Annotated in this window: 16 protein-coding genes; 5 read left to right on the forward strand and 11 right to left on the reverse strand. The window is 71.7% G+C overall.

Annotation, left to right across the window (positions count from 1 at the left end; translation table 11 throughout):
• The first annotated feature begins 51 nt into the window (after positions 1–51).
• Entirely contained in the window at positions 52–1881 is a 1830-nt protein-coding gene (locus JKJ07_RS22885; RefSeq protein WP_202993735.1) for a serine/threonine-protein kinase, read from the forward strand.
• A 384-nt stretch (positions 1882–2265) separates the two neighbouring features.
• Here JKJ07_RS22885 and JKJ07_RS22890 read toward each other — a convergent pair whose 3' ends face one another.
• The 8 genes from JKJ07_RS22890 to JKJ07_RS22925 form a co-directional block, all read right to left on the reverse strand.
• The gene (locus JKJ07_RS22890; protein WP_202993736.1) at positions 2266–3765 is read right to left on the reverse strand and encodes a fused MFS/spermidine synthase; all 1500 of its coding nucleotides are present in this window, start codon (positions 3763–3765) and stop codon (positions 2266–2268) included.
• 57 nt (positions 3766–3822) lie between these two features.
• On the reverse strand, positions 3823–4836 hold the full coding sequence (locus tag JKJ07_RS22895; protein WP_202993737.1) for a coiled-coil domain-containing protein: 1014 nt from the start codon (positions 4834–4836) through the stop codon (positions 3823–3825).
• A 64-nt stretch (positions 4837–4900) separates the two neighbouring features.
• A complete protein-coding gene (locus JKJ07_RS22900; protein ID WP_202993738.1) occupies positions 4901–5674 on the reverse strand; it encodes an SDR family NAD(P)-dependent oxidoreductase in 774 nt (257 codons plus the stop codon).
• 5 nt (positions 5675–5679) lie between these two features.
• Positions 5680–6489 (reverse strand): inositol monophosphatase family protein, encoded by an 810-nt coding sequence (locus JKJ07_RS22905; RefSeq protein ID WP_202993739.1) that lies wholly within the window; start codon positions 6487–6489, stop codon positions 5680–5682.
• Positions 6482–6937, reverse strand: coding sequence for a response regulator (locus tag JKJ07_RS22910; protein WP_202993740.1), 456 nt, complete (start codon positions 6935–6937; stop codon positions 6482–6484). The genes JKJ07_RS22905 and JKJ07_RS22910 overlap by 8 nt, the downstream gene beginning before the upstream one ends.
• The gene (locus JKJ07_RS22915; RefSeq protein ID WP_202993741.1) at positions 6934–8547 is read right to left on the reverse strand and encodes a sensor histidine kinase; all 1614 of its coding nucleotides are present in this window, start codon (positions 8545–8547) and stop codon (positions 6934–6936) included. The genes JKJ07_RS22910 and JKJ07_RS22915 overlap by 4 nt, the downstream gene beginning before the upstream one ends.
• Positions 8544–9746 carry a PP2C family protein-serine/threonine phosphatase gene (locus JKJ07_RS22920; protein WP_202993742.1) on the reverse strand — a complete coding sequence of 401 codons (1203 nt, stop codon included), beginning with the start codon at positions 9744–9746 and terminating at the stop codon, positions 8544–8546. The genes JKJ07_RS22915 and JKJ07_RS22920 overlap by 4 nt, the downstream gene beginning before the upstream one ends.
• 75 nt (positions 9747–9821) lie before the next feature.
• Positions 9822–10157: a hypothetical protein gene (locus JKJ07_RS22925; protein ID WP_202993743.1), complete on the reverse strand. Its 336-nt coding sequence runs from the start codon at positions 10155–10157 to the stop codon at positions 9822–9824.
• 74 nt (positions 10158–10231) lie between these two features.
• Between JKJ07_RS22925 and JKJ07_RS22930 the strand changes: the two genes are divergently transcribed.
• Positions 10232–12592, forward strand: coding sequence for a M28 family peptidase (locus JKJ07_RS22930; RefSeq protein ID WP_202993744.1), 2361 nt, complete (start codon positions 10232–10234; stop codon positions 12590–12592).
• Here the strand turns inward: JKJ07_RS22930 and JKJ07_RS22935 are convergent.
• Together JKJ07_RS22935 and JKJ07_RS22940 are read right to left on the reverse strand one after the other, a co-directional pair.
• A complete protein-coding gene (locus JKJ07_RS22935; protein WP_202993745.1) occupies positions 12589–12873 on the reverse strand; it encodes a Smr/MutS family protein in 285 nt (94 codons plus the stop codon). The genes JKJ07_RS22930 and JKJ07_RS22935 overlap by 4 nt on opposite strands.
• Positions 12870–13244, reverse strand: coding sequence for a tetratricopeptide repeat protein (locus JKJ07_RS22940; RefSeq protein ID WP_202993746.1), 375 nt, complete (start codon positions 13242–13244; stop codon positions 12870–12872). Before JKJ07_RS22940 ends, JKJ07_RS22935 begins: the two co-directional genes overlap by 4 nt.
• Before the next feature lie 199 nt (positions 13245–13443).
• On the opposite strand from JKJ07_RS22940, the gene JKJ07_RS22945 reads away from it, so the two are divergent.
• Positions 13444–15552, forward strand: a complete 2109-nt coding sequence (locus JKJ07_RS22945; protein ID WP_236029681.1) for a hypothetical protein — start codon at positions 13444–13446, stop codon at positions 15550–15552.
• On the opposite strand, the gene JKJ07_RS22950 is transcribed toward JKJ07_RS22945, so the two are convergent.
• Complete coding sequence (locus JKJ07_RS22950) at positions 15536–15775, reverse strand: hypothetical protein (RefSeq protein WP_202993748.1); 240 nt, start codon at positions 15773–15775, stop codon at positions 15536–15538. The two genes, JKJ07_RS22945 and JKJ07_RS22950, sit on opposite strands and share 17 nt — an antisense overlap.
• Positions 15776–15905: 130 nt before the next feature.
• Here JKJ07_RS22950 and JKJ07_RS22955 point away from each other — a divergent pair, with 130 nt between their 5' ends.
• The gene (locus tag JKJ07_RS22955) at positions 15906–16643 is read left to right on the forward strand and encodes a response regulator transcription factor (protein WP_202993749.1); all 738 of its coding nucleotides are present in this window, start codon (positions 15906–15908) and stop codon (positions 16641–16643) included.
• A gap of 1 nt (position 16644) precedes the next feature.
• Positions 16645–18162: a sensor histidine kinase gene (locus JKJ07_RS22960; protein WP_202993750.1), complete on the forward strand. Its 1518-nt coding sequence runs from the start codon at positions 16645–16647 to the stop codon at positions 18160–18162.
• Positions 18163–18266: the final 104 nt, after the last annotated feature.

Genomic DNA, 18266 nt, shown 5'->3' on the forward strand with positions numbered 1-18266 from the left:
GGTTTCCCCGGACGCCTTCGAGCGGCCCGTCCCTCGGGTCACAATCGGCACATGGGGCGGACGGAGCGAAAAGGGCAGATCGGGTCGCTCCGTATCGGCCGGTATCGGCTCGTCGAGAAGCTCGGCACCGGCGGCATGTCCGAGGTGTGGCGCGCCCACGACGAGACCCTCGGCCGCCCGGTCGCCGTCAAGGTGCTCTCGCCGCGCCTGGCCGGCGATCAGATGTTCCGCGACCGCATGCGGCAGGAGGCGCTCGCCGCGGCCCGCCTGGCCCACCCCCACATCACGGGGATCTTCGACTTCGGCGAGTCACCTCTCGACGAGCGCTTTTCCCTCCCGTACGTGGTGATGGAGCTGAACGACGGCGAGTCGGTGGCCTCGCGGCTCGCGCGGCAGGGGCCGTTGCCCTGGCGGCAGGCGGTCACGGTCGCCGTCGAGGTCGCGTCCGCCCTGGCCACCGCCCACGCGCGGGGCGTCGTGCACCGCGACGTCACCCCGGCCAACGTGATGCTGACCGGCGGCGGCGCCAAGGTGGTCGACTTCGGTATCTCGGCGATCGTCGGCCAGTGCGACGCCGCCCCCGACGGCAGCCTGCTCGGCACCCCGGCCTATCTGGCGCCGGAGCGGCTCGGCGGCTCACAGGTCTCCACGACGGCCGACGTCTACGCGCTCGGGCTGCTGCTCTACCGCTCGCTCAGCGGTCGCCTGCCGTGGCCCGCCGAGACCACGTCGGAGGCGCTCCGCGCGCACCTGTACGCCGACCCGGAGCCGCTGCCCTCGATCGCGGGCATGCCCGAGTCGGTCGCCGACCTGTGCCTGCGCTGCCTGACCAAGGACCCGGCCGACCGTCCCACTGCGGCCGACGTGGCCCGCGACCTGGCCGTGATCGTCGGCGTGCAACCGATCATCCCGCCGGTCACCGAGCGGGCGGCCGACGCGCCGGAGCCGGTGCGAGGCGCCGCCTATCCGCCCGCGGTCGTGCCGCGGCGGCGGCCCGGTCTGGGCCGGGTCCTGCTGGCCTATCTCGGCCTGCCAGGCGGGACGCCGGGTCCGCGACCAGCCACCCGGATGCTGCGGCTGCGGGCCGGACTCAAGATCGGGGCGGCGTTGCGGCTCGGCAAGGTGCGACCGCTGGGCGGCGGCCTGTTCGAGGGCGGCCGGATGGGCGGCGGCATGCTCACCGGGGACGCGCTGGGGTTCCTGCGCGGGCGGCATCGGGTGCAGACCGCGCTCATGACGCTGGCCCTGGTGGCGACGGCCGGGATCAGCTGGGCGACGACCCGCGACACCCCGGACGTGCAGGAGGCGCAAGCGGCCGGCTCCGGGGTGGTGGCAGCCGGGCCGAGCGACGACGGCGGGTGCGCGGTGCGCTATCAGCTGCGGCGGGATTCGGGCCGGGATTACGAGGCCCAGTTGACCGTGGCTACCACCGAGGAACTGGCGCAGAGCTCGTGGCGGGTGCAGTTTCTCTATCCGGGCAGTCAGCAGCTCACCGGGCCCTCGAAGGCGGTCACCCAGAAGGGTCGCAAGGTGACCGCGAAGGGTCACGGCAAGCTCAAGTCCTTCACGTTGCGTGGCGAATACCGCGACTACAACCCGTTGCCGCTGACGTTCGCCGTCGACGGCGTGAAATGCCGGGCCGAGGTGCTGGCCAACATGCCGGTGAGCCGCCACGAACGCAAGAACCCGGCGCTGCCCGGCACCGCCGAGATCAGCGAGCCCCGGCACAACCGCCCGTCGCTCCAGCACGGCGCCGGGGCCGAGCGCGGTGCCCGCAAGAACGGCACACCCCAGAAGCGGGTCGGCTCGCCGACGAAGAGCCCCGGCCCGACCCCGACGACCAAGGCCACCGGCGAAACAGGCTTCTCCCTAGCGATGTGACCGCCACCGAGCCCGCCCCGACTTGGTAAGTGAGTACTCACTTCCAGGAGCGAGGGCAGGGCGGAAGACAGGGCAGGGCGCGGCGGGGCGCAGGTCGAGTCCGTCCCCACTTGGTAAGTGAGTACTCACTTTCAAGAACGAGGGCAGGGCGCGGCGGGGGCAGGGCGCGGCGGGAGGCACGGGCGCGGCGGGGGCACGGGCGCGGCGGGGGCACGGGCCGAGCGGCAAGGGCGGCAGGCGGATGGGGCGGGCAGGGGCTGCGGCACGGCAGAAACGAAGGCGGGCGGGCGCAGGCGGCGGCCAGGCCCCGGCCAGGCGGCGGGCGATAAAGGCGGGTGGAGCAGCGGCCAGGCGGCGAGCGGTAAAGGCGGGCGGAGCGGGCGGCTAGCCGGCCAGTAGTTGGTCGACCGGGGCGTAGTCGTCGGTCAGGATGCGGGCGTTGTCGATGAAGGCGCCCAGCTCCGCGCCGGTCAGTAGGACGGCTGGATCTTCGACCTGGGAGACTCGGCGCGCGACCTCGGAAGACGGTAGAGGGCTGGCCGACGCCATGATGACGAAGTTGGCGCCCACCTCGCCGTCCAGGGCCTCGCGGCTGCTGATCACCGCGACGTGCGGGAAGGCCGCCGCCACCGTGGCCAGTTCGGCGCGGATGAAGCGGTCGGGCGGGTAGTCGATCACGTTCTGCACGTAGATCCCGCCGGGGCGCAGCACGCGGGCGATCTCCTGCGCCATCTCGCGCGTGGCCAGGTGCCACGGCACGGTCAGGTGCCCGAAGGCGTCGCCGACCACGAAGTCGTACGACCCGGACGGCTGGTCGGCCACGCCCACGCGCGCGTCCCCCACCCGTACGCGAAGGTCTGGTCCGGTTTTGAGCCCGAGTTTCGACCGGTCGAGCTCGACCAGCCCGCCGTCGAGCTCGATCACCAGCTGGTCGCTGCCGGGCCGGGTCGCCCGCACGTAATCGGGCATCGTGAAGCCGCCCCCGCCGAGGTGGAGCGCGTCGACCGGACCGGCCGGCAGCACGTCGGCCACCGCCCCGATCCACTGGATGTACGCGAATTCGAGGTTGCGCGGGTTGTCGAGGTCGACGTACGAGTGGCGCGCCGAGTTGAGGATCAGCTCGCGGCCACGGGGCTCGGCCGGATCCGCCTGCACCCGGGCGCAGTGATAGGCCGTCTCGACGTCGCACGGGTTCGGCGACGCCACCCCGAGCCCCGCCCCGACCAGCCCCACCGACACCAGCACGGCCCGGGTGCGGGGCTTGCCGGGCAGGGCCGCCCCGCCGCGCCCGCGCAGCCACCAGGCCAGCCCGGCGCCGGCCAGCGCGAGCAGCACCGCCAGCGAGATGATGATCCAGCTCGACGGCACCGCGGCCACGAAGATGAACCCGGTCGCCAGCGTGGCCGTGATCGCCCCCAGCGTGCCCATGCTGGACAGCCGCCCGACCACCGAGCCCGTCCGGTTGAGATCGCTGAGCTGCAGCTTCACCACCAACGGGGTGACCGCCGAGAGGATGAAGGCGGGCAGGAGGACGGCCAGGGCGGCGAGCAGCAGCACGGCCGGCGCGGCCCCGCCCCGCAGGATCTCGCCGCCGAAGCGGACCAGGGGCAGGGTGACGGCCGTGAAGATCGCGCCGAGCAGCAGCGCCGGCACGAGCAGCGAGCGCGGGTCGTAGCGGTCGGCGAGCCGCCCGCCCAGCCACGTCCCGTACGCGATGGCGGCCAGCGCGATGCCGATGACCGAGCTGCTCACCTGCAGCGTCACGCCGACGTAGGGCCCGACGAGCCGGAGCGCGACGATCTCGAGGACGAGCACGGCCCCGCTCGTGCCGAAAACCAGGGCGGTGGCCAGACCGGACGGAAGCGCACGGGGCGGGGTTTCCATTCGCCGGATGCTAGCCGCCGCCACCTGGAAGGAAGCTGACCGCCGGGAAAAGCCGCGCTAAAGCATGGAGACGTGCACGTGGTTGGTGTGTTCGGCCGAGGCCCCGCCGCTGCCGCTGTAGCTCTTCCAGCCGTCGCCGGGCAGCCAGATCTGCCGGAACCAGATCACATACATCACGCCCAGCCGGTCGGCGTTCTTCACGAAATAGGCGGCGAGCCGATCCCCGTACGCCTTGTCGTCGCCGGTCGCGGGCGAGTTCTTGTATGTCGTGCGGTTGGACGACATGTCGCACGCCCGGCCCTTGGGATGCTCGCCGGAGTTGCGCTGACTCCAGCACACCGTGTAGCGCGTGAAGTCGTCGGCCCTCGCCTGCTGGTAGGCGTTCAGGGTGCGCGGCGTCAGGCAGCCCGTGCTGGTCGGGTCGTCGACAGTGCACTTCTCGTCGGGCCAGGAGCCGTCCGAGTTGCGCGGGGCCGGTTTGGCCAGCGGCGAGTTGACCCCGACGAAGCCGCCGGCGACCTGCCCGCCGCCCACACTGGCCAGCGCGCGCTCGGCCTCTTTCTTCTTCTTGCCCAGCGCGGCGACCTGCTTGGTCTGCTCGGTGACCTCTTTGTCGATCGCCGCCTTGGCCGCCTTGGCCTTGTCGAGCGACGCGCGATATTGCGCCAGGACCTGCCCGTCGAGCTGGGCCATCATGTCGAGCTGCTGGATGCGCTCGAGGAAGACGTCGGGCGAGGTCGAGTCGAGCAGCATCGAGGCGGTGCTGGGCCGGCCGAGCCGGTAGGACCGGGCCGCGATCTCGTTGACCTGGCTCTCCATGGCTTTGGCCCCGGCCGTCGCCTGCGCGACCGTCTTCTGCAGGGCCACGGCCCGCTTCTTCGACGCGTTGAGCTTCTGGATCGCCACCGCCTGGCCCTTGGCCGCGGATTCGAGCGCGCTGCGCAGCGTCTTGTCGTCGCCCTCGTCCGGATCGGCGTAGGCCGAACCCGACGTAGCCGTCAGCACGAGCGCGCATGCCGCCACGATCAGCACGAGCACAGCACTGAGCCGGCGCTGGAAAACCGCCGCCACGGATACCTCCCCATCGTCAGCGCGGGCAGACTCTACCGTGATACGCAGGGAAGCGGCAGATCGATCAACTGGCGGAGTAACCGCCGTCGACGAAGAGTGTCTGGCCCGTCACGGCGACGACGGCAGCGCTGGACAGAAAGACCGCACACGCCCCGAAATCATCCGGTACGCCGTTTCTGCCGATCATGGCGCGGGCCGCGTGCTTCGCGACGACCGCCGGATCCGCGAAGACCGGTTCGGTCAGGGGCGTATGCACCACTCCGGGCGCGATCGCGTTGCAACAGACGCCCCGGGCCGACCACGCCTCGGCCTGCGACCTGGTCAAACCGACCAGACCCGCCTTGGACGCGCCGTAGGCCCCGCTGTTCCCGTACGCGCGGAAGGCCTGTTGCGACGCCACATTGATGATCCGGCCCCAGCCGCGCTCGGCCATCCGCGGCCCGAACGCCTGCCCGAGCAGGAACGGGGCTGTGAGATTGGCCGCCATGGTGACGTCCCAGTCGTCCTCGGTGAGCTCGTCGAGCGGCGGGCGGCGATTGACCGCGGCCGAGTTGACCAGAATGTCCGGAGCCCCGTACGACTGCAGGGTCTGTTCGATGAGGACGGTGACGGCCTTGCGCTCGGCCAGGTCGGCCTCGATCGCGTGGCCCTCGGCGCCGAACCCGCGCAGCTCGCCGATCACCTCGGCCAGGGGCCCGGGCCGCCGCGCCACCAGCAGCACCCGCGCGCCGGCCCGCCCCAGCGCGATCGCCATGGCCCGGCCGATGCCCGAGCTGCCGCCGGTGACCATCGCCGTGCGGCCGGCCAGACCGAAAACGCTTTCCAGGTACGCCGACATGTGCCCTACAGGATCGAGGTGTCGGGAAAGAGCGTGTCGCGGACCGTACGCCAGATGTCGTCGTTCGCGGCGACCAGGAGGCCACGCTCGCTGTCGGTCGGGCGGTAGGACGAGCCGTCCAGATGCAGCACCGTGCCGCCCGCCTCCCGGACGATCAGCGAGCCCGGCACGTGATCCCAGGGCAGGATCCGCCAGAACAGGGCGAACTGCTGCTCGTCGACCGCGACCGCGGGGTATTCGTAGCCCGCGCAGTGCTTGCCCCGGGTCACCTCGCCGAGCGCGGTCTGGTTGGCCGACGCCACCACCCGCAGGCGTTCCGGCAGGTAGTGAGTGGCCACGACGCCGCGCAGACCGGCCGCTCCCGGGTCGTCGGTGCGAGTCTTGACCCGTACGCCGTCGCGGTAGGCGCCCGAGCCCGCCTCGGCCACCACGAGATGGTCGCCCACCACGTCGAGAATCCACGAGGCCGCGGGCTCGCCGTCGCGCAGCAGGGCCACCATCACCGCGAACGGGGTCTTGCCGGCCGCGAAGTTGTTGGTGCCGTCGACCGGGTCGACGATCCAGACCGCACCGCCGGCACCGACCCGGTCGAGCACGCGCGGATCGGCCGCCACCGATTCCTCGCCGACCACGATCGAGCCGGGCAGCAGGGCGGTGAGGCCGCGGGTGAGCGCCTGCTCGGATTCCTTGTCGGCGATGGTGACCAGGTCACCGGGCGCCTTCTGGACGATCTCGTCGGTGGACAGGTGACGGAAGCGCGGCAGCACGACGGTGGCCGCGACCTCCCGGATGAGCTCGCCGACCTGATCAAGCACGCGGCGGCAGCTTCACGACGCTGACGAAGAACTCGTCGATCTGCCGGATGACCGTGATGAACCGCTCGAAGTCGACCGGCTTCGTCACGTACGCGTTGGCGTGCAGCTGATAGCTGCGCAGGATGTCTTCGTCGGCGGCCGAGGTGGTGAGCACGACGACCGGGATGCGGCCCAGCTCGTCGTCCTTCTTGATCTCTTCGAGCACCTCGCGGCCGTCCCGCTTGGGCAGGTTGAGGTCGAGCAGGATCAGGTCGGGGCGGACGGCGTTCGCGTAGTCGCCCTCGCGCCGCAGGTAGGCCAGCGCCTCGGCCCCGTCGGAGACGACGTTGAGCCGGTTGCGGACCTTGTGCTCCTCGAACGCCTCCTGGGTCATCAGCACGTCGCCCGGGTCGTCCTCGACCAGCAGCACCTCGATCGGCGTGCCGTCGGCCCGAATGGGAGCCGTCATGCCGTGACCTCTTTTCTCGTCTCCTGCGTCGGTGCCTGGGGTTCCTCGTCGGCCGGGGCGCCCGGCAGCACCGGAAGGGTGAACCAGATCGACGTGCCGACCTCGGCGTCGAGATCGAGCCAGATCCGTCCGCCATGATATTCGACGATCTTCTTGACGATCGCCAGACCGATGCCGGTGCCCTCGTACGCGTCGCGGGCGTGCAGCCGCTGGAAGATGACGAAGACCTTGTCGGCGAACTCGGCCTCGATCCCGATGCCGTTGTCGCGCACGTTGATCCGCCACTCGTCGTCCGCGCGCTCGGCGCTGACCCGGATCACGGGCGGCACGTCGGGCCGGCGGAACTTGAGCGAGTTGCCGATCAGGTTGACGAACAGGGTCGTGAGCAGCGGCTCCTCGCCCTCGACGGTCGGCAGCCCGGACCAGCTGATCTCGGCGTCCTCGCCGGCCCGCGGCTCGAGCTGCGACTTCACCTCGGTCAGGACCCGATCGAGGGGCACGTCGGTGAACCCGGCCGTGAGCCGGCCGATCCGCGAGAACGCGAGCAGGTCGTTGATCAGCCGCTGCATCCGCTGGGCGCCGTCGACCGCGAACGCGATGTACTGATCGGCGCGCTCGTCGAGCTGTCCCGCGTACCGGCGTTGCAGCAACTGGCAGAAGCTGGCCACCTTGCGCAGCGGCTCCTGCAGGTCGTGCGACGCGACGTAGGCGAACTGCTCGAGGTCGCGGTTGGACCGGGTCAGCTCCTCGGCCTGCACCTTGAGCTGGTCGTTGACCCACTCGATCTGGGCCCGGGCCTCACGGACCTCGGTCAGCTCGGCGGCGATCTTCGTCCGCATGCCGTCGACGTCGCCGGCCAGGGCGGCCAGCTCGGGCGAGCCGCTGCTGGTGATGTGCTTGTCGTAATCGCCGTCGGCCACCTCGCGCACCTGCTGGGCGAGGTCGGTGACCGGGCGGCTGACCATCCGGTCGAGCACGAGGATCAATGCCGAGCCGGCCAGGATGATGATCGCGGCGGCGGCGATCTGGATCGCCACCATGGTGCGGCTGCTGGCTTTGGCCTGCTCGGCCGCGGCGGCACGCATCACCTGAATGTCGTCCTGCATCGTCGCGATGGCGCCGCGCAACGCGTCGAACCGCTCGGTCGACGTGCCCCTCAGCCGCTCCTGCCCGGCCTGGGTGCCGTCGGCCCGGATGAGCGCGATCACCGGGTCGGCCACCTCTCGATGCCACTCGTCGGCCCGCTGCTGCACCACCCGTAGCGCGTCCCGGATGTCGGTGTCGTCCGGGTCGAGGAGCTGGTTGATACGGCCGAGCAGCCGCTCCTCGTCCGCGATGCCTTGCGTGTACGGCTTGAGGTTGGCTTCCTGGCCGGTGATCGCGAAACCGCGGATGCCGGTCTCCTGATCGACGTACGCCGTGTTGAGCGCCTCGCCCGCGGCCCGCATCGGGCTGGCCCGGTCGAGCACGTCGTCGAGCTGGCGATTGTTCTGCGCGGCGGTGATGAAGGCGAACACGCCGAGCGCGCTGAGCAGGACGCCGACGGTGATGCAGAGCGCCAGGATGCGCCGCCGCAGGGTCCAGGTGCGCAGGTCGAAAAGGCTGCTCATCGGCCATTCCCCCGCGAGATCAGCAGCATGGCCACGTCGTCGGCCAGCGGGCCGCCGTTGGCGTGCTCGGCCCGCCCGACCAGCCAGGCCGGCAGCGCGGGCAGCGGCACCGTACGGGCGGCGGGCTCGTCGAGCAGCGAGCACAGGCCGGACACGTCGAGCCGCTCGTTGCCCTCGCCGGTGTGGCCCTCGATCAGGCCGTCGGTATACATCAGCAGGGACCAGTCATCTCCGGACAACTCCACCTCGGTGGCGGGGGTGGGCCGCGGGCTGACCCCGAGCACGATCCCGGTGCGGGCCTCGACCGGGCCGACCCGGCCCCCGCCGAGCAGCACCGGCGGGGGATGGCCGGCCAGCCGGACGACGGCCCGGTTGACGTCGAGGTCGATCGTCACCGCGGCCACGGTCGCGAAGATCTCGCGGGCCCGGCGCTCGCTCATCAGCACCTGTTCGAGCGACGCCAGGATCTGCTCGTCGGGCACCCCGGCCAGCACCAGCGCGCGCCAGGCGACCCGGAGCTCGACGCCGAGCGCGGCCTCGTCGACGCCGTGCCCGCAGACGTCGCCCACGATCACGTGCAGCTTGTTGTCGCCGACCTGGACGACGTCGAAGAAGTCGCCGCCGAGCAGGCCCATCGCCCGGCCGGAGCGATAGAACGTGTGCACCGCCACCCGATCGGTGGACATCAGGGGCTGGGGCAGCAGGCCGCGCTCGAGGCGGGCCGACTCGGCCTGGCGCAGCTCGACCTCGCGCAGGCGCTGCGCGTTCTCGTCGGCCCGTTTGCGCTCGACCGCGTATCGCAGCGCCCGGGTCAGCAGGACGCCGTCGACCTGGCCCTTGACCAGATAGTCCTGGGCGCCCTCGGCCACCGCGGCGACGCCCAGGTGCTCGTCGGAGCGGCCGGTGAGCACGCAGACCGCGGCGCTGCCGGCCACCGCGAGCAGCTTGCGCAGCCCGTCGATGCCCTCGGCGTCGGGCAGGCCGAGGTCGAGCAGCACACAGTGGATGCCGCGCAGCAGGCCCCGGGCCTCGCGCAGGCTGGTCGCCACGCGCAGGTCGAAGGGCGCGTCGGCCTCGTGCAGCAGCTCGCGGACGAGGAAGGCGTCGCCCTCGTCGTCCTCGACGAGCAGGACGCTCAGCCGCTCCTGATAGACCGGTGTGCCGGCACGGGCGCGGGGCGCGACGGAGCGCTCAGTCATGCCCACCCCCACTCGTCCGCCTGCCGGCCCCTGTCCCGCTGATCGTGTACCACTGCGTGCGGGGGCACAACACTCTCACGTGGCCTCCTCGCCGGCCACACGACGAGCGTGCTGCGCGATGACCTCGCCCAGGATTCCGTGCAGCCGTCCGCACTCCCGGCAGTGCAGATTCTCGTCGAGGTGACGTCCGCCGCACTCGACGCAGGTGCCCCTGTCCTCCGGGTCGCGATAGGCCGCGAGCGCCTTGCACATGGCCCGGATGACGTGGTCGCTGACCGGGAACACGCCCTCGCCCATGGCAGTGCGCACCCCCACCATCGCGACCGGGGCGGCCTCGGGCTGGGGGTCGTAGGGGGCGACGGCGTCGATGAAGGCGGCCACCACCGCGGCGGGGTCGAACGGGGTGCTCACGCCGACAACGCTAGGCCACGCCGTAAACGATCTTCCGACTACCCGGTGTCGTACCCAACCGCTTAGATACACCCATGCGTGCTCCCGCGATCACCGACCCGGCCCACCGGGCCCTGGCCGCCGTCGTCGCTGTCGTGGTGCTGATCCTGGCCGGCGCGGCGGGTCTCGCGACGATCCGGCCGCCCTCGGCCCGGCCCGTCTCGGCGCCGGAGGCCGAGTTCAGCGCCGAGCGCGCGTTCCAGCAGGTGCAGGCGATCGCCCAGCGGCCGCACCCGGTCGGCAGCCCGGCCAACGACGAGGTGCGCGAGCATCTGCTGACCACGCTGCGGGGCCTGGGCCTGACCCCCGAGGTGCAGGACACGGTGTCGATCGAGGGCGCCGGGCTGTCGGCGAGCGCGGGCGGCGCCGGGCTGGCCCGCGTCCGCAACGTGATCGCCCGGATCCCCGGCACCGGCTCGACCGGGCGCGTGTTCCTGGTCGCGCACTACGACTCGGTGCAGGTCGGGCCGGGCGGCAACGACGACGCGGCCGGCACCTCGACGATCCTCGAGACGGCCCGGGCCCTGCTGGCCGGCCCACGCCTGCGCAACGACGTGGTGCTGGTGCTGACCGACGGCGAGGAGGCCTGCCTCTGCGGCGCCAAGGCGTTCGTCGACCAGCATCCGCTGGCCCGCGACGGCGGCGTGGTGCTCAACATCGAGGCCCGCGGCAGCAGCGGCCCGGCGATCATGTTCGAGACCTCGGCCGGCAACGGTGGCCTGGTCGGGGCCTACGCGCACGCCCCCAAGCCGGTGGGCACGTCATTCGCGGTCGAGATCTATCGGCTGCTGCCCAACGACACCGACTTCACCCCGTTCCGCGAGTCGGGCTTCGCCGGCATGAACGCGGCCTACATCGACGGCGCGGCGGTCTATCACGCGCCGACCGACGTGCCTGCCGCGATGAATCGGGCCAGCCTGCAGCACCACGGCGACAACACGCTGGCCGTGACGCGCGAGCTGGGCGGCCGCGACCTGGCCCCGCTGGCGGCCACCGACGGCGGCGACGCGACCTATTTCCCCGTGCCCGGCCTGCTGGTGCGCTATCCCGGCGCGCTGGTCTGGCCGATCGCGCTGCTGGCCCTGGTCGCGGTGGCCGCGCTGGCCTGGCTGGCTCGTCGGCGGCGGCTGACCGGCGGCCGGCGCCTGCTCAAGGCGGGCGCGCTGGCCCTGGTCCCGATCGTGGTGGCGCCGCTGCTGGCCCAGCTCCTCTGGTTCGTCCTGACCAAAATCCGTCCCCCGTACGCGCAATTGCCGATCGACCCGTATCGCCCGGGGCTCTATCGGGTGGCCGTCATCCTGCTCTCCGCCGCCGTGGTGCTGGCCTGGTTCGCGCTGCTGCGCCGCCGGCTCGGCCCGGCCGCCCTGGCCATCGCCGGCCTGGGCTGGCTGGCCGTCCTCGGCATCGTGCTGGCCGCGTTCGTGCCCGGCGGCTCCTACCTGGCCGCCATCCCCGCCCTGGTCGGCGCACTGACCTGTCTGTTCGCCGTGGGGCTGAGCAACAAAACGCTTCCGGTCGTCGCGGTGACTCTGGGCGGCGCCGTGGCCACGGTCATCCTGCTGCCCACGGTGATCATGCTGTTCCCCGCGCTGGGCATGGGCCTGGGCGCGGCCGGGGCGTTCCTCACCGTGCTGCTCGGCCTGGCCCTGCTGCCGGTGATCGACCTGATCCACCCGCGGGCCGGCGGTCAACGCGGTCTCGAGGCCCTGCGCAGCCGCCGCCTGGGGGCGCTGCCCGCGCTGGCCGCCGCCGTAGCCGCGCTGGTCTGCACGGTCACCGGGCTGGCGGTCGACCGGTTCGACGCCGAGCGCCCGGCCCTGACCCAGCTCATGTATGCGCTCGACGCCGACAACGGCACCGCCCGCTGGATCAGCGACGAGCCCCGGGTCCAGCAGTGGACCAGCCAGTTCGTCCAGGGCGAGCCGCACCGGGTCGACGACACGCTGCCGTCGTTCGGCCCCGAGCAGGTGCGCACCGGCGACGCCCCCGCCGCCGGCCTGCCCGCGCCGCTGCTCACCGTCGAGTCCGACACCCGTACGGGGGAAACTCGCACGCTCAAAGTCCGGCTCAAACCGCAGCGTCAGGCCCGGCTGATCACCCTGCACGTGGCGGCCGCGACGCCGGTCGAGTCGGCGACCGTGGGCGGCCGCCCGATGCCCGCCCGCGAGCCGATCGACGGCGCCTGGGGCTGGGGCTTCGTCTTCCACGCCCCACCGGCCGACGGCGTCGAGGTCACGCTGACCGTGCGCACCGCCGGCGAGGTCAAGTTCCGCGCGATGGACGGCAGCGACGGCCTGAGCCAACTGCCCGGCTTCAAGTCCCGCCCGGCCGCCGTCGGCATCGTCGGCTCCCACACGAGCGAGCTGCTGGCGGTGGCGAAGACCTACACGTTCTAGCGACCGCGACCGCGGCGGCCCGTGCTCTCGTTGTGGCGGAAGTGGACGAAGAGGCGGCCCCAGTTGTCGCCGTCCTTCTCGACCCGGTGGTAGAGCTGCTTGATCTCTTTCTGGTCGAGAAAGCGCAGCACCTTCTTCTTCAGGGCGCCGCTGCCCTTGCCCGGGATGATCTCGACCGTGCTGGCCTTCTTCTGCACGGCTTCGTCGATGATCCCGCGCAGCGCACGGTCGATCTCCTGCCCCCGGTTGAAGATGTCGTGCAGGTCGAGCTTCAATTTCACGGCGTGTCCTCTGCTTTGCCGAGCCACTGCTCGACCCGGTGCAATGCGTCCTCGTAGTCCGAATGCTGCTTCATCGCCGCGGCGAGCCGCAGGTGGGGCAGCGCCTCGCGGAAGCGGCCGTCCCGCTCCAGTGTGCGGCCGAGCACGTGATGCGCGTAGTGGTCGGACGGATCGTGCTCGACCAGCGCCCGCAGCTGGGCCTCGGCCCGGCCGAGCTGGGCCGAGTTGAAATAGGCCCGGGCCAGCAGCTGGCGCACGGCCGCGTTGTGCGGTTCGGCCTCGACTATCGGCTCGAGCAGCTTGGCCGCCCCGAGCGGGTCGCCGGACTCGAAGAAGAAGGTGGCCCTGCGGTACTCCTCGAGAAGATCCACGTGTCACTCCCCACGCTCGCGCCGGCTACCCAACGCTGGCACAACAACGGGCCAACGGCGAGTGTTCCGATGATCCAAGCTTCCCGACAAAACCGCCCATACAGCAACTCAGCCGTCAGACAATGCCTGCGTGGGGGACTTTCCGAGCCATCTCGTGACCGCACCGGCCCGTCCACGATTCGGGCGATTCAGGGCGTCCATGATCGGCCTCTTCGTGCTGGCCCTGTGCGCGCTGCTGGCCGGGGGCGCGGCGGCACCGCAGCTGGACTCGCCCGCCTTCCTGATCGCGGGGATGAACGAGATCCCGTCGCCGCCGCAGGGCACGTCGTGGGCCGCGGCGCCGCGGGAGGCGGGCGGCCTGCGCATGGTGGCGAGCGCCGACGGGCAGGAGTTCGAGCTGCACACGGCCGGGGGCGACCGCACCTTCCTGCCCGGCGTCGACCTCGGTGACACCACGCCCGGCCACCTGCCCGGCGAGGGCGCGATCTCGGCCGCGCAGTATCGGGCCTGGTTCGCCGGGATGAGCTGGCTGGGCCTGCGCGTGGTGCGGATCTACCAGATCCACCCGCCCGCGTTCTACGACCAGCTGGCCGCGTGGAACGAGGCGAACCCGGACCGCCCGCTCTATCTCGTGCAGGGCGTCGCACTGCCCGACCAGACGTACGTGGCCAAGAAGAACCTGTTCGACAAGCGGGTGACCACCGCGTTCCGGCAGGAGCTGCAGGCGGCCGCGCAGGTGGTGACGGGCGACTACCGCCGGACGACGGTGCCCGGCCGGGCCGGCGGCACGTGGACCACCGACGTCACGCCGTGGCTGGCCGGCTGGATCGTCGGCGACGAGATCGACCCGGCCGCGGCCGTCGCCTCGGACGAGCGCAACGCCGACGTGCCCCGGTTCACCGGCAAGTACTTCCGGAACACGCCCAAGTCGACGCCGACCGAGCGCTGGCTCGCCGCCCGAATGAACGACCTGGCCGGGTTCGTCGCCGGGCACGGGGTCAGCCAGCCGATCGCCTTCGTGAACTGGCCCACCACCGACCCGCTGCGCCACCCCGAGGAGCCGCTCAAGCAGGAGGACCTGGTCGGGCTGGACGCCAACCACGTGCTGCCCACGGCGGACTGGCCGGCCGGGACGTTCGCCAGCTACCACGCGTACCCGTTCTATCCGGACTTCCTGCGGCACGAGCCGGACCTGCTCGCCTACGACTTCGGCGGGCAGCGCGACCCGTACGCCGGATACCTCGCCGACCTGCGCCGGCACCACTCCACGATGCCGACGCTGATCACCGAGTTCGGGGTGCCGTCGGCGATCGGGTCGGCCCACAACGCTCCCCTGGGCCGCACTCAGGGTGACCACAGCGAGCAGGACGCGATGCGGATCAACGCCGGCCTGCTGCGCATGATCCGGGAGCAGGGCCTCGGGGCCGGGTTCGTGTTCAGCTGGGCCGACGAGTGGTGGCGCTACACCTGGAACACGGCAGGCGTCCAGGACCCGGAGCGCCGCCAGCTCTGGCACGACCCGCTGACCAACGAGCAGGGCTTCGGGGTGCTCGCGATGGACCCGCAGGGGCAGCCCGACGCCGGGGAGCAGCACCTGCTCGACACCGACGGGTGGCCGGCGACCGACGTCGACGCGCGGGTGGACGAGGCGTACCTGAATTTGAAGATCAAACTCGGGGACTCGCCCCCGGGCACGATGATGGTGAGCTTCGACGTGCTGCCGGGTGTGACCGGCGCGCCGATGCCGGGCAGCGGCGACCGCCGGCCGGACGCTGTTTTCGCGCTCAACCTGGTAGGGCACAGCGGTCAGGCGTACGTACGCAACCAGCTCGACCCGATGCGGCTGGACTTCTCGGTGCCGGCCGCCGAACGAGGCCCGGCCCCGAACGGCTGGAAGCCCTTCGAGCTGGTCGTGAACCGGGCCGTGACCGTGCCCCGGATCAAGGCGAAGCTGCCGGTCGAGCTGCAGAACGCCGGGCAACTGCGGCACGGCAGCTGGGACCCCGAGGACGAGGAGGCCGACAGCCGGGCGCTGTGGCACCTCGACGGCGACGACCTGTCCGTACGGGTGCCGTGGGCCATGCTGGGTTTCGCCGACCCGTCGGCGCACCGGGTGGCCGTGCCCAAGAACGGCAAGCTGACCACGCAGATCAGTCCCGGGGTGACGGTGTCGCTCACCGCCTCGGGCACCGACCAGGGGGTCGGGCAGGTCAAGTGGGCCGACTGGACGCGGCCGCGCTACTCCGAGCGGATCAAGCAGGGGGCGGCCGAGCTGCGGGACGCCGCGCTCGCTACGACGACCGGCTGACCCGCACCCGGCCCGCGGAGGTGCCCTCGGCCAGCACCGAGGTCGAGGTGATTGTGTCGGCCGCGGTCACCGTCGCGTAGCCGGCCACCTCGCTCGCGCCGAGCCGGGTGGTGCCGAGCGTGCCCGGCCCGAAAGTCGCGGCCATCGCGATCGCCGCCCCCAGCGCCACCAGGCCGGTGCGCCGCTGCCAGCCTGCCGTCAGGTGCTTCGTCATCTGCGTCATGGTCAACACCTTCCCGGCGTACGGTGTCAGGCGGCTGTGCGGTTTTGATGCCCTCCCTGTGAGCCGCATCCACAGGTGGTACACAGGAATGGGAAAGGAAGCGCATAGCGTGGCCCGCGAAAGTAAGGGCATGACGATGGCGAACGCAGATTCCAGCACCGATCTCCGCCGGCCCGACGGGGGTCCCGTCCGGGTCCTCGTGGTCGACGACGAGCCGACGCTGGCCGAGCTGCTCAGCATGGCGCTGCGCTACGAGGGCTGGGACGTCAAGAGCGCGGGCGACGGGCAGACCGCCGTGCGCACCGCCCGCGACTTCCGCCCCGACGCCGTCGTCCTCGACATGATGCTGCCCGACATCGACGGGCTCGAGGTGCTGCGCCGGCTGCGCGGCGAGTCGCCCGAGGTGCCGGTGCTGTTCCTGACGGCCAAGGACTCGGTCGAGGACAGGATCACCGGCCTGACCGCGGGCGGCGACGACTACGTGACCAAGCCGTTCAGCCTGGAGGAGGTCGTGGCCCGGCTGCGCGGCCTGATGCGCCGGATGGGTCACTCCCCCATGCGCACCGACTCGCAGCTGATCGTCGGCGACCTGACGCTCGACGAGGACAGCCACGAGGTGCGCCGCGGCGGCGACCTGGTCACGCTGACCGCCACCGAGTTCGAGCTGCTGCGCTATCTGATGCGCAACCCCCGCCGGGTGCTGAGCAAGAGCCAGATCCTCGACCGGGTGTGGAACTACGACTTCGGCGGCCAGGCCAACGTGGTCGAGCTCTACATCTCGTACCTGCGTAAGAAGATCGACGCCGGGCGCGCCCCGATGATCCACACGATGCGCGGGGCGGGTTATGTCCTCAAGCCCGCCGACTGAGATGACCTGGACCCACCCCTCGCGCTGGCGCAGCCCCGCGGGCTGGCCGCTGCGTACCCGGATCGTGGCCATCATCATGGTGCTGCTCACGGTGCTGGGCCTGGCCGTCGGCGGCACGGCGTTCTTCTTCCTCCGCAACACGCTCTACACCCAGGTCGACGCCAAGCTCGACACGGCCGGCCGGCCCGGACCGGGCGGGGGCAAATTCCAGTTCCCGTTCGACGACACGCACCCGTACCGCGGCGCCGAGCCCGGGTCGATCACGATCACCTATACGGGCGTGAGCGACATCGAGGGCGGCATGGTCGAGGCGTTCACCAACACCGAAGGCTTCCCCGACACCCGCTACAAGACGCTCACCGACGTCGCGAGCGCCCAGTTGCTGGCCGTGCCGGTCGACGGCGAGAAGTCGACGGTCGGCCTGGACGGCTACGGGTCGTACCGGGTGATCGCCGAGACGACGAACGAGGGCACGATCCGGGTCACCGCGCTCTCACTCAAGAACACCAACTTCACGCTGTTGCGCGTCGCCCTGGTCACCGGGGGCGCGGTGCTGATCGCCCTGGGCATCGCCGGGTGGGCCGGCGCCCTCATCGTGCGCCGCACCCTGGCCCCGCTCGACCGGGTCGCCGCCACCGCCACCCGGGTCTCCGAGCTGCGGCTCGACCGCGGCGAGGTGCGGCTGGCCCAGCGCGTGCCCGAGCGGGACACCGACCCGCGCACCGAGGTCGGCCAGGTCGGCGCCGCGCTCAACCAGATGCTCGACCACGTCGGCAACGCGCTCGAGGCGCGGCACGCCAGCGAGACCCAGGTCCGCCAGTTCGTCGCCGACGCCAGCCACGAGCTGCGCACGCCGCTGGCCGCCATCCGCGGGTACGCCGAGCTCAGCCGGCGCAGCCGGGCCCCGATCCCGGACGAGATCGCCCACGTGCTCAACCGCGTCGAGTCCGAGGCCAAGCGGATGACCGGCCTGGTCGAGGACCTGCTGCTGCTGGCCCGGATCGACGCCGGGCGGCCGCTCGCCCACGACCCGGTCGACCTGACCATGCTGGTCGTCGACTCGGTCAGCGACGCCCACGCCGCCGGGCCGCGGCACTTCTGGCAGCTCGACCTGCCCGAGGAGCCGGTCATCGTCGTCGGCGACGGCGCGCGGCTGCATCAGGTGCTGGCCAACCTGCTGGCCAACGCGCGCACGCACACCCCCGAGGGCTCGGTCGTGACGGTCGGGGTGAGCTCGACGCCCGGCTCGGCCGTGCTGCGCGTCACCGACAACGGCCCCGGCATCCCGTACGAGTTGCAGCCGCACATCTTCGAGCGATTCGCCCGCGGCGACAGCTCGCGCTCGCGGGCCGCCGGCAGCACCGGCCTCGGCCTGTCGATCGTGCACGCCGTGGTGCAGTCCCACCAGGGCCACGTCGCCGTCGAGAGTGTTCCCGGCCGCACAGTCTTCACGGTTGAGCTGCCGTTGCCCGTCTCATCAGCTGAGCAGTTGGCTCAAATAGCTCCGCCTGCGAACTGAGGCGCTATGCTGTGCGACGTGACTCAGGCGTTCTATTGGTTTACGAGGCCGGCTCCCGCCGGTGCCTCAGCCATGACCATCGTCTGAGACACCACGCCAGAGCC

The sequence above is a fragment of the Paractinoplanes lichenicola genome (assembly GCF_016785085.1).
Classification (GTDB): Bacteria; Actinomycetota; Actinomycetes; order Mycobacteriales; family Micromonosporaceae; genus Actinoplanes; species Actinoplanes lichenicola.

What these genes read in the sequence shown, in the direction of transcription:
- JKJ07_RS22910 (WP_202993740.1), bottom strand. Translation starts at nt 6,937, where the DNA reads ATGACGGCTCCCATTCGGGCCGACGGCACGCCGATCGAGGTGCTGCTG.
- JKJ07_RS22915 (WP_202993741.1), bottom strand. Translation starts at nt 8,547, where the DNA reads ATGAGCAGCCTTTTCGACCTGCGCACCTGGACCCTGCGGCGGCGCATC.
- JKJ07_RS22960 (WP_202993750.1), top strand. Translation starts at nt 16,645, where the DNA reads ATGACCTGGACCCACCCCTCGCGCTGGCGCAGCCCCGCGGGCTGGCCG.
- JKJ07_RS22890 (WP_202993736.1), bottom strand. Translation starts at nt 3,765, where the DNA reads ATGGAAACCCCGCCCCGTGCGCTTCCGTCCGGTCTGGCCACCGCCCTG.
- JKJ07_RS22885 (WP_202993735.1), top strand. Translation starts at nt 52, where the DNA reads ATGGGGCGGACGGAGCGAAAAGGGCAGATCGGGTCGCTCCGTATCGGC.
- JKJ07_RS22900 (WP_202993738.1), bottom strand. Translation starts at nt 5,674, where the DNA reads ATGTCGGCGTACCTGGAAAGCGTTTTCGGTCTGGCCGGCCGCACGGCG.
- JKJ07_RS22920 (WP_202993742.1), bottom strand. Translation starts at nt 9,746, where the DNA reads ATGACTGAGCGCTCCGTCGCGCCCCGCGCCCGTGCCGGCACACCGGTC.
- JKJ07_RS22945 (WP_236029681.1), top strand. Translation starts at nt 13,444, where the DNA reads ATGATCGGCCTCTTCGTGCTGGCCCTGTGCGCGCTGCTGGCCGGGGGC.
- JKJ07_RS22955 (WP_202993749.1), top strand. Translation starts at nt 15,906, where the DNA reads ATGACGATGGCGAACGCAGATTCCAGCACCGATCTCCGCCGGCCCGAC.
- JKJ07_RS22950 (WP_202993748.1), bottom strand. Translation starts at nt 15,775, where the DNA reads ATGACGCAGATGACGAAGCACCTGACGGCAGGCTGGCAGCGGCGCACC.
- JKJ07_RS22930 (WP_202993744.1), top strand. Translation starts at nt 10,232, where the DNA reads ATGCGTGCTCCCGCGATCACCGACCCGGCCCACCGGGCCCTGGCCGCC.